General features: G+C 56.0%; 14 protein-coding genes. 3 read left to right on the forward strand and 11 right to left on the reverse strand.

Translation table 11 applies throughout. From position 1 onward, the window contains the following. Nucleotides 1–104 precede the first annotated feature (104 nt). On the reverse strand, nt 105–1106 hold the full coding sequence (locus ACR3EH_RS18205; protein WP_171187810.1) for a sterol desaturase family protein: 1002 nt from the start codon (nt 1104–1106) through the stop codon (nt 105–107). 107 nt (nt 1107–1213) lie between these two features. On the opposite strand from ACR3EH_RS18205, the gene ACR3EH_RS18210 reads away from it, so the two are divergent. Beyond that, nucleotides 1214–2104, forward strand: a complete 891-nt coding sequence (locus ACR3EH_RS18210; RefSeq protein WP_171676309.1) for a LysR family transcriptional regulator — start codon at nt 1214–1216, stop codon at nt 2102–2104. Here the strand turns inward: ACR3EH_RS18210 and ACR3EH_RS18215 are convergent. From ACR3EH_RS18215 to ACR3EH_RS18225, 3 genes are read right to left on the reverse strand one after another with little or no spacing between them, the layout of a single operon-like run. Next, nucleotides 2077–3153, reverse strand: coding sequence for a helix-turn-helix domain-containing protein (locus ACR3EH_RS18215; protein WP_171676307.1), 1077 nt, complete (start codon nt 3151–3153; stop codon nt 2077–2079). The two genes, ACR3EH_RS18210 and ACR3EH_RS18215, sit on opposite strands and share 28 nt — an antisense overlap. A gap of 57 nt (nt 3154–3210) precedes the next feature. Then, nucleotides 3211–3948 (reverse strand): anti-sigma factor, encoded by a 738-nt coding sequence (locus tag ACR3EH_RS18220; protein WP_171676305.1) that lies wholly within the window; start codon nt 3946–3948, stop codon nt 3211–3213. After that, nucleotides 3945–4469, reverse strand: coding sequence for an RNA polymerase sigma factor (locus ACR3EH_RS18225; RefSeq protein ID WP_253284777.1), 525 nt, complete (start codon nt 4467–4469; stop codon nt 3945–3947). Before ACR3EH_RS18225 ends, ACR3EH_RS18220 begins: the two co-directional genes overlap by 4 nt. 96 nt (nt 4470–4565) lie before the next feature. Between ACR3EH_RS18225 and ACR3EH_RS18230 the strand changes: the two genes are divergently transcribed. Both ACR3EH_RS18230 and ACR3EH_RS18235 read left to right on the forward strand, forming a co-directional pair. Continuing rightward, nucleotides 4566–5504: a c-type cytochrome gene (locus tag ACR3EH_RS18230; RefSeq protein ID WP_171648113.1), complete on the forward strand. Its 939-nt coding sequence runs from the start codon at nt 4566–4568 to the stop codon at nt 5502–5504. A gap of 289 nt (nt 5505–5793) precedes the next feature. Continuing rightward, the gene (locus ACR3EH_RS18235; RefSeq protein WP_171187803.1) at nt 5794–7578 is read left to right on the forward strand and encodes an ABC transporter ATP-binding protein; all 1785 of its coding nucleotides are present in this window, start codon (nt 5794–5796) and stop codon (nt 7576–7578) included. A 54-nt stretch (nt 7579–7632) separates the two neighbouring features. Here the strand turns inward: ACR3EH_RS18235 and ACR3EH_RS18240 are convergent, their stop codons facing one another. The 7 genes from ACR3EH_RS18240 to ACR3EH_RS18270 are packed head-to-tail and all read right to left on the reverse strand — an operon-like array spanning nt 7633 to nt 15987. Further along, a complete protein-coding gene (locus tag ACR3EH_RS18240) occupies nt 7633–9573 on the reverse strand; it encodes a vWA domain-containing protein (RefSeq protein ID WP_171187801.1) in 1941 nt (646 codons plus the stop codon). A gap of 13 nt (nt 9574–9586) precedes the next feature. After that, complete coding sequence (locus ACR3EH_RS18245; protein ID WP_171187799.1) at nt 9587–10918, reverse strand: serine/threonine-protein kinase; 1332 nt, start codon at nt 10916–10918, stop codon at nt 9587–9589. Between the two features lie 8 nt (nt 10919–10926). Continuing rightward, the gene (locus tag ACR3EH_RS18250; RefSeq protein WP_171187797.1) at nt 10927–11187 is read right to left on the reverse strand and encodes a hypothetical protein; all 261 of its coding nucleotides are present in this window, start codon (nt 11185–11187) and stop codon (nt 10927–10929) included. A gap of 17 nt (nt 11188–11204) precedes the next feature. After that, on the reverse strand, nt 11205–12836 hold the full coding sequence (locus ACR3EH_RS18255) for a formylglycine-generating enzyme family protein (RefSeq protein ID WP_171187795.1): 1632 nt from the start codon (nt 12834–12836) through the stop codon (nt 11205–11207). After that, on the reverse strand, nt 12829–14019 hold the full coding sequence (locus ACR3EH_RS18260) for an ABC transporter permease (protein ID WP_253746684.1): 1191 nt from the start codon (nt 14017–14019) through the stop codon (nt 12829–12831). The genes ACR3EH_RS18255 and ACR3EH_RS18260 overlap by 8 nt, the downstream gene beginning before the upstream one ends. After that, the gene (locus ACR3EH_RS18265) at nt 14019–14750 is read right to left on the reverse strand and encodes an ATP-binding cassette domain-containing protein (protein WP_171187787.1); all 732 of its coding nucleotides are present in this window, start codon (nt 14748–14750) and stop codon (nt 14019–14021) included. Before ACR3EH_RS18265 ends, ACR3EH_RS18260 begins: the two co-directional genes overlap by 1 nt. Continuing rightward, nucleotides 14731–15987, reverse strand: a complete 1257-nt coding sequence (locus ACR3EH_RS18270) for a trypsin-like peptidase domain-containing protein (RefSeq protein WP_171648111.1) — start codon at nt 15985–15987, stop codon at nt 14731–14733. The genes ACR3EH_RS18265 and ACR3EH_RS18270 overlap by 20 nt, the downstream gene beginning before the upstream one ends. Nucleotides 15988–15990: the final 3 nt, after the last annotated feature.

A 15990-nucleotide genomic window follows, 5' to 3' on the forward strand; every position in this document is an offset into this window, starting at 1 on the left:
CCACCTTACCCTGAAGCTTCGTAGCAGAGTGAGAAGCTAGGTCTGGATGTAAATCCCAGTCCTTTGCAGGGTCGTTTCAGGCTCGACAAAGGAATAGTGCGGCTTTACTCGCCCGCCCAGATTTTGCGCCTGCGTTCTTTGACCATTTCGTTGCCCTCGTCTGTGCCGTCGTGGAACGTGTTGAACCACTCATCCCAAGGCGTTTCCCACGTGCCGTAGTTGCAATCAAAGAACCTGTGGTGCAGTTGATGGAAAAAGTCCCCGACCTGAAACTTGGCCTTGTTGCCGAATTTAACGTGTTCGAAACCGGCATGAGAGGTCGGCGCACCAATTCCGTGATGAAACAACAGAAAGAGCGCGTGGATTGGATGGGACGGCAGAAGAAAGAAAATCATCGTGTCGAACATCAAAAAGAAGCTTTCGACAGGGTGCATGGCTAGGCCAGACCATGGACCGGTGTTGATGTTGCGATGATGCCAAGCGTGCACTTTGGTATAGAACGGGCCGACATGCAGCAGACGGTGTAGCCAGTAGAAGTGAAAACCCGCCCAGATCGGAACAAAAACCACAACCGAGATGAACCAGATTGGATTGCTGTCGAAGGTGATCATGGTGATCCAACCATTGGCATAGGAATACAGGATCAGGCATTCCCAAAAAGTCCAGAAGGTCAGCGCCGGGCCTAAGGTCCAGAACATGTTGTCCCAGACCTGGTTCTTGAAGGTGAAAACCTTTGCGCCCTTCATCATCGGGCGCATGTCATAGCGGTATTCATCCTGTTGTGTGCGGAATTTCCACAGTGCCAGATGCAAGCCACCTGCAACCACCATCAGAATACAGAAATTCCGAAACCAGATCTCGGCCACCCAATCCCAGCTGAACGTCTGGATCCGGACGAGTGACGGGGTCAGGTAATTCCAGGTGATGATGGCAAAAACCAGCAGCAGCGCGCGCAGCGCCAACGGGTTCCAGCTTTGCAGAAGGTAACGCAGCGCAGCCAACGGTTTCATCGGCCAATCCCAGTACGGAGACGTCTGAATTGGCAATTGCGGTGTAAAGTTCCAGATTTTGCGTTTGGGTCGCGGAGGCAGAGCTGGATCGGTCATGGCTGGGCTCATTCATTTTGTTCGCTGCCAATACGCTAACGCGTCTTGAGCAAGGCTCAGCATGGTTTGTCTTGCAGGTCAGGATAAGTTTTGCTTAGCCTGTTAAAATGTCATCCCGCATCCCCTCTCTCAACTGGTTACGTGTGTTCGAAGCGGCCGCGCGAACCGAAAGCTTTGCCCGTGCGGCGGTGCAGCTGAACATGTCCGCCGCGGCCGTCAGCCAACAGGTTAAAGCGCTGGAAACCCGGCTGGGCACCCCTCTGTTCCACCGCCATGCCCATGCCGTTACTCTGACCGAGGCAGGGCGGGCGTATTTGCCATCGGTGCAACAATCCCTGTTGATGCTGGAAACTGCCACCACAGGCCTGTTTGGCGAAACGCGAGAGCAGCGTCTCTACGTGCAGTCTGTATTGCTTTTCGCCCATGGAATCCTGGCCAAGGGCCTTTCAGCATTTCAAGCCCGGCACCCTGATATCAACCTGTCACTGTCCACCGGAAACATCGTTTCGGATTTTGCCAATCGATTTACCGACTTGCAGATTGTTTTTGGTAACCCTGCCCTGTTTGGCACCGAAGGTGATGAGTTAATTCGAGAAGTTCTTTATCCTGTTGCACCGCCCGCTATCGCTGCACAGATCAAAACCCCGCAAGACTTGCTTAGTTACACTCTGATCGAGGTCTCAACACATCGCGCAAGTTGGCCGCATTGGTTCGAAACCCTGCGCTTGCCTGCAGGACAGGCTCAGTACTTCTTCGCGGACAACTCAATCATGGCTGCAGAATTGTCAGCAAGCGGGTTGGGTATCGCCCTTGCCCGCGCGCCTGCTTCGGATCGGATCATGGGAATGTCGGGTCTCGTCCCATGTCTGCCGGAGGCTAAAGTTGCCGGACAAGAAGCATACCACCTGATCTACCCATCGCTGACGACCATGCGCACACCCGCCCGCATGTTTCGTGACTGGCTGCTGGACTACAGCACAGCAGTCCAGACGCGATAACGCCCTTGCCCTGTGACCTCTCGCACCAAACCTCGACGGCTGAACAAGTCGAAATTGCGCTGAACTGCCGCGCGGGACGCTTCGGTCAAATCTTCGGCCAAAGGGGCTGACACCATGGGCCACGAAGTCAGCGCCTCAATCAGGCGCGGTGGCGTGCGCCCGCTCAGATCTTGCGTGACGTCCCGGGCTTTGGCCTCCCAGGCGCTGACCCGGTCGAGATGCAACAAACCCGCAAGGGCCGCCTGCCCGGCCCCTCGTATCCAGGCCCCGAGTTTTTCGGTCGGCTCACCTGCACCGCGCAACGCGCCCGGACCAGACAATGCAAGCGGCATAAATACGGCACCACCACGCCCCATGGTCGCTGCATGCCGCGCGGCAATCACTGCAGCTTCTGTATCCTGACCAACACCCTGCGCAATCGCGCGCCAAGCATGAAACGCGATGGCGGATTGCGTGACCGGATGCAAACCTTCTACGCCTCGCATAACTTCTGCCAGATCCACAATTGCATCCGGGGCTGCATCGGACCCTTGCGCCAGACGGTCCAGAAATGCAGTCAGTCCGGTTTCCCATCCCCCTTCTGCAGGAGCAGCCCCCGAGCTCAGTCGGCGCACGGCCCATCCGGCGCGGAACAATGCCTGCACGTCATCATGGGTTGCTCCGATGCGCAGACCGGTCCACAAAGCCAATCGGTCAACACTGACGCGATCGCCAGTCCACCAGCCCAAGTCAGACGTCTCCATCAGGGCCAAACGATGCGTCCACCCCTTGGGGCCTGCGCGCAACCGTTCGTCCAGCGCACCGAAGGTCAAGGCAAGATCTGCAAGCTCCGACGACAACTCAGACTGCGCCGCCCGCCAATCGCGTGGGTCAAACAGCAAACGTTGATCCGATCGCGGACCGGGAAGGAAGTAATCCTTTTCTTCGACCTCATCGGGGGGCAGAAACCAAAGATCTTCTTCCTCAGACGGATCGCCATCAAAAATACTGGCCGGGCCGAGATCATCGACCTCTTCCTCAGGAAGGGGTAAGGGTTTCTTCGATTTCATGCCGGTATTCTTCGGGCATTTGCCACTGTTCACAAGAGGCTTTGCAAGAGTTTCTGATCAACCTGCAAAAGTACGGGTCAGAACGTCCAGCTCACTTTGTAAGTCTGTCTGCGGAGAACTTCCCAACAACATGTACCCATAGCCGTCCTGAGCCCAGGTGGCCGTCGCCAAACCGCTCAGCACCGCTTGCTTGATCTCAGCAGGCGGCGCGTCAGGTCCCTGACGAATTATGCAGAACGCAAATGGCTGACCCTGTTCATCTGCAAAGACAACCTGGATCAAAGGCTTGCCTTTGAAAGACAGAACCTGCGCCCGCTTAAGCTCCAGACCTGGCAAGGATTCCAGCGTTTCACGGTTCAAAGACCGTCCAAGCTCGGCCTCGGCCATTTCAAATTGCTTGTTCAGTGACGCTTCGGAACTGTCCAGAGAGGCAATCGTCTCGGGCACATAAAGCGACTGATAGATCGCCGCTTGCTGCGCCCAGCCCAAATCTGCCGGACGTGTGGCCCAAAACGTCAGGGCAACGGCCGCAGCTCCGACGCTCGCAGCCACAGAAAAAAGGCGCAATACCCCACCGCCTGGGGCTTGCTCCACGGGTTCGGGTAATTCTATCTTCGGCGCTTCGGCAGGCAGTGTTTCGAAAACTTTCTGAATCACTGGCGCGAACGGGTCCAGCGCCATTAGGCGGCGTTCAAATTCAGAATCTTCTTCAACCGCGGCCTCGATGGCGCGGCTCTGAGTCTCGTCCAGTGTGCCTTCCAGATACGCCAACAGCGTCTCGTCGGAAAACTTCATTTGCCACTCCGTCGCGCGGCGTCAGCCGCATCAAGCTGCATTACGGTTTTCAGTTTCTGCCGGGCGTTCGATAGCCGGCTCATAATCGTACCGATGGGAACCTCCAGCATGGCAGCGGCTTCGCGGTAGCTGTACCCTTCAACGAATACAAGCATAACCGTTTCCCGCTGCGCTTCTGGCAGCTGCATCACTTGTGTAAACACTTCAGTCGCGAAAATATTCGTTTCTGAATCCGGTCCGCTGGCCACAAGGTCAGCTTCTGGCGTCACCGACAAGGCCTGTGCCCGCCGAACCGAGCGCGACCGAACCTCGTTCAACCAGATTGAGCGGCAAATCGTCATCAACCAGCTGTCCAGACGGTTGTGCGAGGTGACCTGATGATGGCGTTCCAGCGCGCGCAGGCACGTGGCCTGCAGAAGATCGTCCGCCACGTCCGATGCCCCTGACAAAGCCAGCGCAAACCGCCAGACGCGTTTCGAATGCGTCTGCACCGCGTCGCGGACGGCCTGTTCAGAAGTCATTTCGGCACTCATCGAATAAATCGCGACCTGTGTGTGTTTGTCTCTCACGGACCACGCCCGCCGGGGCAAAAGTGTCACAAACCTTGGAGGATTGAAATGAAACTTCTGTTGAAAGCAGTCACGATTGCGTCGACGATTGTTGCAACGCCTGTTCTGGCAGACAATTGGACGCTGGACAGCGACAACTCTTATCTGGCTTACGGAACCATCAAGAAAAACTCTGTTGGCGAGGTTAACAGCTTCACCAAACTCAGCGGGCATGTGACCCAAAACGGCCGTGCAGAAATCGAAATCGACCTGTCAACGGTCGAGACAAATATCGACATTCGAAATGAACGGATGATTGAATTTGTCTTTCGCAAAGCAGGCACCGCAATCCTGAAGGCAGATTTTGACATGGCCGAGGTGTCTGGGCTGGCCGTCGGAGAAACAACAACGGTGGATACCGCATCAGTCCTAACGCTGGCCGGAACAGAGGTCGCCTTTGACACCGAGATGTTTGTCGCCCGGTTGTCTGAAACATCTGTATTGGTCTCGACCAATGACATGGTTTTCCTCAACACTGAGGACGCCGGTGTCAATGCGGGCGTCGACAAACTGATGGACCTGGCCAACCTTCCTGGCATCACCCGAACGGTACCCATCACGGCGCGGCTGGTGTTTCATTCAGACGGCAAACAGGCCGCAGCACAGACCACGACACCAACAGCGGTTAGCGCAACATCAGTGTCAGGGGACGCCAAAGCCGGAAAAAAGGTTTTTCGCAAATGCAGCGCTTGTCACAAGCTAGACGAAGGCCGTAATGGCGTCGGTCCGTCCCTGCACGCCGTTTTCGGAAAGTCCGCAGGTCAGGTGGAAGGATTCAGGTATTCCAAAGCGCTGCAGAACGCCGACATTGTGTGGACGCCGGAGAGTTTGACTGCGTTTCTTGCCGATCCCAAGGCATTTCTGCCCGGCAATCGGATGCAGTTTCCCGGTTTGAAAAAAGAAGACGATATATTGAACCTGATGGCGTACTTGCAGCAAGAGGGCTGAGTCCTTCTAGGTGCCGGTTTCGTGACAACCACGTGGCACCGTCGCGCGACAACGGTTCAGTTTCCATTTCGTTTTTCGCAACGAGTCCAACTCGTTCTGCTCTAAAATAGGGAAATCGGCGTAAATTGGCGCATTGCACTTGTTTGATACCATTGCAATCCCCATCTACGGCTGCGCACGAAAGGCAGTTAACATGGGCCGCACTGACGCAGCCCGGTATCTGCCCTTTTGGCCCGACAAAATTTAGGGTATCTGAACGTGCGCACCGTTTCACGATTTGGAGAACGCAATGATAACGCGCGCCTGGAAAAAATGGCGATCAGGTCATATGGGCCGCCTTGTAGGCGAAAGCTTTTATGCACAAGGCCCATTATATGGCATTGCTATTTTAGCGATGATCGTGGTCGCCGTAACCACGGCCGGGTCGGCCTACATGATGGAATACATCGTCGATGCCATGACAAGCCCGGATCTGCGAGGATGGGCGCAGGTGATTGCGTTGGCGGTGGTGCTGCTGTTCCTCACAAAGGCGATTGCCTCGTATATTCAGGCCACCTTTCTCGCTCGGGCGGGCAACCGGATCGTAGCTCAGCAACAGGAAAAGGTGTACCGCAAACTGCTTCGGCATGGCGTATCCTTTTTTAGCGCAAATGAGTCGTCAGATCTGCTGATGCGCACCACCAACGGTGCGCAAGCGGCGCGAAGTTTGATCGATGTATTGGTGACCGGCTTTGTCCGCGACGCCCTGACTCTGGTCGGATTGGTGGCTGTTATGGTCTATCAGCAGCCCGTTCTGTCAGTGATGTTCTTTATTGTCGGCCCCATTGCCTTGCTGGGGGTTCGCTATTTGCTGAAAAGCGTTCGCTCGATTATGCAGGCCGAATTCAAATCGCTGGCCGAAATTATCCGCGTTCTGCAAGAAACCTCGGCGGGTATCAAAGTCATCAAGGTCTTTTCGCTTGAAGACAGAATGATTGACCGGATGGAAACCGCCATCCGCAAAGTCGAGCAACGTTCGAACGACATTGCCAGGCTTCAGGCAATCGCCAGTCCGCTGATGGAGTTCTTGGCGGGTCTTGCCGTTGCGGGTGTGCTGATTGTCAGCACGATGGGCATAGCAGGGTCTGAGCAACCGTCCGCCGGTCAGCTTATGTCCTTTATCACAGCTTTGCTGATGGCTTACGAGCCAGCAAAGCGCCTGTCACGTATGCGCGTCCAGATCGAAACCAACATGATGGGTGTTGGGTTGTTGTTCAGCTTGCTGGATTCGCAAGACACGATGGTGGAAAGCCCCAAAGCCCACGACTTGAACGCCGGACCGGGCCACATTGCCCTGCGCAATGTGACCTTTGGCTATCAAGGTGCGGTGCCTGTGATCGAAGATATGAACGTTTCGTTCGAAGCAGGTAAGACAACGGCCCTTGTTGGCCAGTCCGGCGGCGGCAAATCCACCTTGTTCGGATTGATCATGCGGTTTTACGATCCTGATAAGGGCGTTGTTGAGATCGACGGACAAGATCTGAGGGAAGTTAGCTTTGCCTCCTTGCGCCGAAAGATCTCATACGTAGGCCAGGACACATTCCTGTTTTCGGCATCAATCATGGACAATCTGCGTTGTTCGGCTCCCGAAGCGTCCGATGAAGAAGTGTTTGAAGCCGCCAAAGCAGCCCATGCGCATGATTTCATTATGGATTTGCCTGACGGATACGACACTCAGGTCGGTGAAAATGGAACCTTCCTGTCAGGGGGCCAAAAACAGAGGATCGCCATTGCGCGTGCCATATTGCGCAACGCCGAGATCCTTCTGCTGGACGAAGCCACCAGTGCGTTGGATGCAGAGTCGGAATCGCTCGTCAAGAAGGCTTTGGATGCCTTGACGCAGAACGTCACTGTCATTGTCATCGCACACCGTCTGTCGACAGTGCTTGAGGCAGACAAAATCATCGTGATTCAGGATGGTGCAATCGTAGAGCAGGGCAATCTGGATCAGTTGATGAAGAAAAGCGGTAGTTTCCGAACACTGTTTGATCAACAGTTCAAAAAACATACTCCCGCTCCAGAAGTCGCGGAATAACCGCGACTTCAACCGTTTATTCTAAACTCATGTCCCGGGACTAAGTGCCCGGGGCTATGGCAGATCATCCAACAGCATCGGGTAAAGCAGATTGCCTGCCTGCGGGCCTGCGCCAAGATAATCAACCCATTGATCGGTGGCTTCATTGTATCGGCGGTACCGCTCAATCTTGTCATAAAGCCCGTTGACGATGGTCTGTTGTTCAGAAATCGGAAGGCGAACCCAATCGTCTTCGGTGATGGCCATAATCTGAGATTTATAAGGCAAGTCCGCAAGGTATTCATCCAAAGCCACAGCTTCCGCAAGGCTAGGGTCCGACTGCCGCGACACCTGATCAGGTCTGCGGCTCATATCCGCAGCCACGCCCAGAACCTGCGCAAAAAACTGATCGGGATTGACCACGTTGCGTTCCGCCTGATCTACGATGATCCGAAGCGCTTCTTCCAGGTTGCTCAGATCGGCTTTGGAAATCAGCAACCGGATCGACAACGGTTTTAAGCCGGTGCGGTCAAAGTCGCGATCCGCCACATAAGCTTCGAACAAATCCGGTGCACGCGCGCCTTCTGTTTTGCCCAGATACGCCAGCTGCATAGTGCGACCTGCCGTGCTGAGACCCGAAAATCGACCGTCGCCCTCATCGCTGATGGCATCTTCGTCTAAAATCTCATCACCGCCGCTCTGTCGATAGGACGAGGTTTGCTGAGCAACGATTGCACCCAACGTACGGGCAGTTTCCCGGTAAACCTCAGGATCACCGTTTTGGATGGGGAAGTATAACGGTGCCGAATTCGGAAACGCCGTCAGCTGTTTGTAAGCCGCTTCCGCCGATGGATGGTCTTTCGCCCCACGGTCAGTACGCAGATGCATAACCGCCATCGCGCCGCCGATCCGTTCACGGATAATCCTGTTCAGACTTTCCGCGCTGAGACCTGTAGACGAGTATTGATCATCGAACTCACGGGGGCCAGCATCCGTCACCAACACGATGAAACGCGCTCCGAAGCCGCTCCAATCCATGTCTTCCAGAGCATGCTCGATCCCGCGATAGCTGTCTTCGCGAAAGTTCTTACTGCTGGAATCCGCTTCTTGCATCTGGTCGATACCATTCAGGAAATTGTCAACGTTCAGCCCTTCCTGAAGGTCGACAAAAGTCCGAACGTCATAGCCAAGACCCGGCGCGGCCTCGAGGCTATCGCGATAACCCACCAGCCCAAAGCTGACGGCGTCTGCCGCTGCGGATCCGGCAGCTTCACGATAAACCTCTTGCAGGGCATCGCGGGTTGCCCGGATGTAGGGCTCCATCGAAATCGTGGTGTCCACAACAAAAACCACTGCCGTTTTCAAGTCACCCGCACCCGCATCATCTGAAGGCAAGGGCGTGTTCGGCGCGTTGGCGCTGGCTACAGCGACTTGCAACAGATTGACAAAAGGGCCGATGTCAAACACAGCCTCTTCGGTGGAAAGGATCGGCATGACGTAAAGGTTCTGCCGCTGATCAATCGTTTCTCGCGGACCAAGCGCGATAACGGTTTCCGACGGTTCCCCGCCTTGTTCCGCAGCTAAGGCTTCATCCCTTGCATCCTTGGCCAAACCAGCCGGATTTTCACTTTCGATGATGTCGTAAATCGGGTCGATGTCATTGAAGAACAAAACCCTCCCGACATTGTCGCTGCCCTCCAGCGTGGCGACAATATTCTGGTTCCAGGGGATGGATACCGCTGCCGGGATCCACATCAGGTCGTCGCCCTGATCGCTGGCCCCGATCTGCATCCAGTCACCGTCGCGGTCGTATACAAAAAATACCTGTAGCGGAGACAACGCAGCAGCGGTGCCGTCACTGTCAGGCGCAGGTTTAGCTTCGATCCGCTCGCGGATCAGCACCCTTTGGAACAGGCTTGTTTTGCCTTCGATCGGTAGCGGAGATTTAGACTGTGCCAATGCTGGCACAGCCAACGCAGCCAGCAGGGCTGTCAAGGGTAGTATCCGTCTCAACATCTTAACCGTCTCCTCACTCACCCAATCGATCCAAAGCGTCCCGTGCCGGGTCTGAACCCAGGTCAGCGGCCCGCTGATAATAGCGTCGCGCAGCAGACGTATCGGGACGCGGGAAAGGCGACGTCACTGTGCTGTGCGTCTTTGGATCATACATTTCCGCAATAAGAATATTGGCCGAGGCGCGATCCTGTTGCGAAATCTCCTGATCGTTGCTGATTGCAATTAACGCCCCAAGAGCCGCATCCAGATTCTGAGCGCCGCCAGCGGCCAGTAGATCACGCGCCGCGGTCAAAGGATTGTCCGCTGCAACCGCCTCTTGCGCGATCTCGACAGACTCATTGACCTTTGCAGATGATGCACCCGCACCCGACAGAAAATACCATGCCCCGCCTGCAATCGCGATCAATCCGACGACCCCGGCTGCGATCAAAGGAAGCTTGTTACCACCAGATGCTTCTTCCGCCGCCGCTGGTTTGCGCGCGGCAGCAGCAGGTGCAGGTGCCGGGGTATTTCCACTGAGCGCGGCATGGAACAATCCCGGCAGGTCAGTTGGGCGATCCTTGGGATCGGCTTTCAGCAGATGCTCCAGAACCGATTTTAGGGCAGGAGCAACTTTTGGGTCAGTGATTTTCACATCCACTTTGCGGTCTTCAACCGCTGCGAACCCTTTGCCTTCGCCCGGCAATTCCAACCCGGCTGTTCGCATCAGGACCAAACCCAGGGCATAAGCATCTGTGGCCGCCGAGACCTTGTTTCCAAACAACCCCAATTGTTCAGGCGCGCAATAGCGCAGCTTTCCTGCAAAACTGTCACCAATAATCGACTTGTCCGTACCAACACTGTCCGAGGCAAGGCCGAAGTCGATGAATTTTGCCTGATTGATATCCTCATGCGAAATCATGACGTTATCGGGGGCTACGTCACGGTGCACGATACCCAGTTTGTGAATCGCTTCCAAACCTTCGGCCAATCGCAAACCCAGTTTCAAAACATCGTCAGATGACAACCGGGCGCCTTTCTTGAGGTAATGTGCCAGCGGGTGCCCCGGAACAAATTCCATCACCAGAAACAGGCGGCCATCTTTGTCCAGCATCGAGGTTTCAAACCGAACCACCGCATCGCTGCGAACGGTCCGCAACAGGTTCGCCTCGCGCCGGAACAGGTCCACCGCCTTTTGGTTCTTGGCGAAGCTGGGTGTCATCACCTTGATCGCCACCTCATGCCCGCTGGCCCGGTTCAGCCCTCGGAAAGTGGCGCCCATGCCGCCTTCGCCCAAAAGCGATCTGATCTCATAGGTGTCTTGCAGGACGCTGCCGGGTTTCAGACCCAGTACCGAGTGTTCCATGACCCCCCTTACCTCCGATTCTTCAGGCTAATGGCGCTGTGTTTGGTGAAGGTGCGAATGTCCATGATCTGAAAACAGATGCCAGCAAACACCAAAGACGAGGTGATCCCAAAAACAACAGTCAAAAATGCTGCAATAATAGTCGCCGTATCTGGACCAAACGGTGACAGGCGCAGCATCGCTATGGCCGTAAAACAGAAAAACACAATGGACAGTCCGGCTGTAATCCAGACCAACACTTCAAGCGATTTGCTTAATACATCCCGCATCGTTCAACCTTTCCAATTCATTCTTCGACAAACGACAGGGCCACCGCCTGAAAGTCGTCTGCAATCTGATCCAAGTCCGAATACCCAGCGACCGAGCGCGCACCGATATGGTCCTGCACCATCGCCAGACAGGTCGCACGCTCGCGGCCCCGTTCGGCTTCGGTCGGGTAGATAAAATCAATCTGCTTACGCAGCAAAACAGGCGAATATTGATCGACCAGACCTTCAATCAGGTTGGCGTACTCAACAATATCGGCTTTTGCCTTGGCTTCCAGCTCGGCCAGTTTTGCAGCGGCTTCTTCTTTCGCGATCAACACTTCTTCCAGAAACGCCTGGTCGCCGCTTTGACGGGCTTCGTTTTCAAGCGCGTCCAATTCGGGCTGAATGGTCAGCGATGAGATCAACGCATTCAGATACCGCCGGATACCTTGCCCACACACCAACACGCCCGAGGTCAGGATCAGGCGGATCGACTGATCTCGTTGCGCGTTGCGTTCCACGCGCCCGCGGTTCAGAGTGTCCTTGATCACGGCTAACTGGGTTTTGGTCCGATCCGAGAGTGTCTCACTCGAAATTTCGTCCAGCAGGTCCATTGCCTCCTGCTCACTTGCGGCCACTGCCAAACCTTCATCAGGGCGCGCCAACTGGTCCAGACCGTCCTTGAGCGCCTGATCCTGATCGGCAGAGGTAATCGCCAAGCCTTGCAACACCAGACGCGTGCCTGTGAACCTGTCGGCAGAGGCCGTGTTGGACAAGATATCAAACGGGGGCACCTCGAACCGGGTCGATGAGGTAATGTCCGCCAACGGTGTCCGGGCATCCCCTCCTCGCTTCACAAACCCGCCTGCCTGACCGTGCAAACGCCCATGCCGCACCAGAGCAAACGGATCACCGACAATCTCGGCGGCATTGCCCAACATGTCGTGCAAACCTAACGGATTTGGGCGCAGCGATCCCATCACCTGCAATTTACCGCCAGCCGAGGCGGTACCTCCGTGCGCAATGAACTCATCCTGCGGCGTACCATCGGGGACGGGCGGCAGCGGCGCGCGAAACAGCGCCTGATCCACGGCCAAACCGCCGCGCGCCGAATACTCCCATTCTTCTTCGGTCGGAAGCCGCAGATAGGCGCGCGTCTCACCAACGCGGGGCAAACTGTCCGGCGCATTCTGCATCAGCCAAAGCGTGTAGATTTCGGCAAACCGCTGATAGTCCAACTTGGTTTGACCAACGGCAGGCACAAAGGCACGACGGCGGGGTTCTTTGTCGGGGCAACCGACCATGACAACGTCCCACTGCGCTTGCGCAAGCTCGTACTTGGCAATGTAGAAATAGCCTTTGGCCACCCCATCGTCATCCGCAAACGCACCCGAAACAAAAGCGCGGCGCAGACCGTTCAAATAGGGCTGATCGCTTCCCTCCTGCCCAAGCACAACTGACACGTCACCAATCACCCCATCCGTGTTTGGTGTCGCTACCTTGCGAAACGTCATAGCGCCCCCGCAGGGCATAGGCAGGGTCAGGTCCCCTTCGGCAGGCTGCGGGTTAAAGTACTTTTCCTTCCAGGTGATGTCCTGCGCCTGTGCTGCGGCTGAAAAACCCAGCAGGCAAGTCAACGCAGCCACTTTGGAAAAACACGGTTTAAGCATGGGTCAGAACCTCCTGTGGTTCGACATTGCGAACGGCAAACACGGCCCAGATCGCTGCAGTCACAGCGGTCACAGCACCCAAAACCAGCGTTGCCAGAATGTCGCCGGGATACAGGCGCGCAACGGATTCTCCGGGCGCGGTTTCGAACGTGGCGTTGATGGCCAAAAGAAACGGAAGGATAAGGACCAGGGTCGCGACAACACCCCCCAGAACCAGTGTCAAACTTTGGACAACCGGAACAACACAGCGTTGACGGTCTGGCATGGTCAGCATTGAGAACAGACTGAAAATCACCCGTTGACGTTCGACCATACCACGAAGGTTGGCCGACATTGCGGCCCAGAACCCAAACATCGCCAAGGCGGCAATTGCCGTGAAGAGGAGGTTCAAATTCCGGCGGAACGACAACAAAAGTGCCGCGTTTTCGGCCCGCGGACGCGTTTGTAAGCCAAGATCGGTAAGATGCGCTGACAAAGTCCCGATGTCCTCTAACGTTCGGGCATAAAGGCGATAACTCGCATAGCTGTCAGGATCTGACACCGGATCCGTCCAGTTCCCCGGTGTCACCGATAGGTCGTCCCGGAACCTTTCAACGGCCAACAGATCGGGCACAGACAGAAAAATCGCTGAACGAGGCCAGATTTCTGCCGGAACGACACCGATGACCGTCAGATCCCGCCGCGCATTCTCGCGTTGCCCGTCAACTTCGCGACCAATGATCATGTCCAAAGTGTCCCCTGCCGTCACCGACAGGTCCTGGGCCAGCTTGTCGGAAACCCAGACAGTGCCCGGCGAAACAGCTTCACCGTCAATCAAAGGATCCCCGGCAGCTGTCGGGATCAGAGGAACTGCCCGTTCCAATTTTCGCTGCGCTTCATTTCGCACAGCATTGGCAGACGTGTTGATCGAGCGGGTCGCAGGCACAATAAACCCAACGTCTTGACGCGCCCCCAAGGCGGCAAAGAAAGCTGCATCATGCTGCCCTGCCCCGATCGCCAGGATTTCACGATTTGAAGGATCCTCGATCAAGCGCCCGACCATGGTGCCAATGACACCGTTCTTCAGGGCCAGAATGATCAACAACGGGCCAAGCACACCTGCCAAGGCGGCCACGAAGCACAGGGCCGACTGCCAATCATGCCGCAGTTCCCGTAGAGCCAGTTTCGCAGGAATCTTCAGCATCACGCCACCCGCGCCGCGACGCGGCCTGCCGTAGAAAAGATGGAATAGGATTGGCCCTGATGGTCAATCAGCCGGTGGTCCGCGCGGGGTGCGTTTGCGAAGTCCCCGGTCTGGGCCTGATGGCTGGCCAAAACAACGGCTGATCCAGCCTCGGCCGCCAGATGTACGATCAGCCCCTCGACCTCGGCCACATTAGCTGGGTCCAGCGCTGAGACCGGTTCATCCAACAACAATAGCGCGGGTCGACCCAGCAAAGCCCGCGCAACCGACACGCGCTGTCGCTGACCAACCGATAACTGACCGGGTTTGCGTGCTTTGTAATCGCCCAGCCCCAGTGCCCGGATCAGGTGATCCTGCCACTCGGCATCCGGTGCCTGCCCGGCCACCCGTACGGGAAGTTCGATGTTTTCCAGCAAGTTCAGATATGGAACCAAGGTATTGGTTTGCAAAACAAAGCCAAGCCGGTCCGGTCCGGCAAATGCAGCACGCGGCGTGTCAGGCGCGACCTGCACACCGGCGATTTCATGCCGCATGTCCGGCAAATCCACCAACGGTAACGCCCCGGCGATCAAACCCAAGGCCGTGCTTTTGCCGGCACCACTGACTGCATCCAAGACGATGGTCTCGCCCGCTTTCAAATCCAGCTCTTCGATCACAACAAAGAACCCCGGCGCCCGTTCGATGCCAAGGTTTCGGATCGACAAAACGGTGTCAGGGTCGTTTGAGGACAAGAGCGATCCCTCCCAATTCGACCTTGGACTTCGTGTTAATTTGCACCGGCTCATTTGGTTTCAGCCGACGCCCATCGACCTTGGTGCCGTTGGACGATCCCAGATCCGTCAGCATCATCTTGCGCCCCTGCAACGAAAGACTTGCATGACGACGGCTTAGGTTGCGGTCGGTGACTGTCAGCGTGTTTTCACTCGCCCGACCTATGGTCACACTGGATTGCAGTTGTCCCGCACTGAACTGCGCGGATTGTCCGGCCATTGTGACTGCCAGAATGGAACGCCCGCTTGGCTTGACGACAGCGGCACCACGGTTGGGCGTGTCTTCGGCATCGTCCCGCTTTCTCGAAGCTACCAAATACATTCCGCCGATCACCAAAGCGCCGCCGCCGCACAGCACCGAGAGAATGATTAAAAGAGTGCTGTCCGATCCCCCGCCGCCCGACACAATAGTCGGATTGTCAGGATCACAGCCAGCCTTATGGCGCGTGAAAGGTACGTTACTGTCTTGCAAAAACCCAACGATGGAGTTGGCAGACGGCGCAAAGAAGGTACCGTTGGCTGGTGTCTCACCATCGGAATTCAACACCACTCCAGCCGTGTTGATCCCCAGAACCGAGCCACAGAAATCGATCATCGGCCCGCCCGAGTTGCCGGGGTTGATCGCCGCGGTATGCTGCACAATCTCTTGCGTGCCACGATTGCGCTGCGTTTTGCCTGGCGACACTTTACTGACAGCTCCTTGCGTCAGCGTGGTTTCGAAAAACGCCAATTCGTTGCCGCTGTCATTCGACACGTCCGACGTGCCCGGAAACCCAACGGCAGCGACCTGTTCGCCTTTGTTGATGGTGCCGACACGCACTGCCAGAATGTTTGGCGTGTGCCCAAAGCTTTCCTGCGGCGTGATTTTCAAGATCGCCATGTCCTTTTCGAACGATGCATAGGCTACCTGAACGTCGTATTTGTAGATCCGGTTTCCTTCTTTGAACCCAACAAAGGCCCCCGTGCCGCCGTCGATGACATGGTGGTTGGTTAAAAAGAAATACCCGTCTTCGCCTTGCAATGGCGCAAGAACAAACCCCGAGCCGGTGCCCCATCCGCCGTCATATTGGACAACCACACGACCAACAGCAGCATCGGCCACAGCAACCACTTCTGATTGGATTTGGGACCAAGCGGACGAGGCTCCAAAGCATACCGAACACAGAACGGAATACACAAAAACTCGAAGAACAATCATTAC

Source organism: Ruegeria sp. BG7, from assembly GCF_056535685.1.